The organism is Bowmanella yangjiangensis (genome assembly GCF_017255015.1).
GTDB classification, from domain to species: Bacteria; Pseudomonadota; Gammaproteobacteria; order Enterobacterales; family Alteromonadaceae; genus Bowmanella; species Bowmanella yangjiangensis.
In genome coordinates this window covers 1-901 of the sequence record NZ_JAFKCS010000324.1, presented here as the reverse complement: position 1 = coordinate 901, position 901 = coordinate 1, and the positions used below count along the sequence as shown (strand labels likewise).

1 protein-coding gene and 1 pseudogene are annotated in these 901 nt (G+C 50.2%); both read left to right on the top strand.

All coding sequences use genetic code 11. The annotated features are described in order from the left end of the window. Positions 1-339, top strand: a pseudogene (gene sucC, locus J0A65_RS24315) (succinate--CoA ligase subunit beta); the annotation flags it as partial. After that, positions 336-901 (top strand): succinate--CoA ligase subunit alpha (locus tag J0A65_RS24310; protein ID WP_416135329.1); only part of this gene is annotated, 566 nt, incomplete at its 3' end. The pseudogene sucC and the gene J0A65_RS24310, both read left to right, overlap by 4 nt.

Here is a 901-nt window from a genome sequence, read left to right as displayed (position 1 = left end):
CTGCACGGTGGTGCTCCTGCGAACTTCCTGGATGTGGGCGGCGGCGCACCTAAAGATCGCGTAACCGAAGAATTCAAGATCATTCTGTCTGACAACAATGTTCAAGCCGTACTGGTTAACATTTTCGTCGGTATCGTACGTTGTGACATGATCGCTGAAGGTATCATTGGTGCCGTTGAAGAAGTTGGCGTAAACGTACCTGTGGTTGTGCGTTTGGAAGGTAACAACGCTGAACTGGGTGCCAAGAAGCTGGAAGAGTGTGAACTGAACATCATTGCTGCTGCCAGTCTGACTGACGCAGCGCAAAAAGTGGTAGCCGCAGCCGGGGGTGCAAAATGAGCGTTTTGATTAACAAAGACACTAAAGTCATCTGCCAAGGCTTTACTGGCGGTCAGGGCACGTTCCACTCTGAGCAAGCCATTGCTTACGGTACTCAGATGGTTGGTGGTGTAACGCCTGGTAAAGGTGGTACTACGCACTTGGGTCTGCCGGTATTTGATACCGTAAGAGAAGCCGTTGAAGCCACTGGCGCTACTGCTTCTGTTATCTACGTACCTGCACCTTTTTGTAAAGACTCTATCATTGAAGCCGCCGATGCCGGTATCGAGTTGATCGTATGTATCACCGAAGGTATCCCGACTATCGATATGCTGTTCGTGAAAGAGTACATCACGCAGAAAGGCGTGCGTATGATCGGTCCAAACTGCCCAGGTGTGATCACCCCTGGAGAGTGTAAGATTGGTATCATGCCTGGTCACATTCATAAGCCGGGTAAAGTGGGTATCGTATCCCGTTCAGGTACACTGACTTATGAAGCGGTTAAGCAAACTACTGATGAAGGCTTCGGCCAGTCCACTTGTGTGGGCATCGGTGGTGAACCAATCCCTGGCTCTAACTTCAT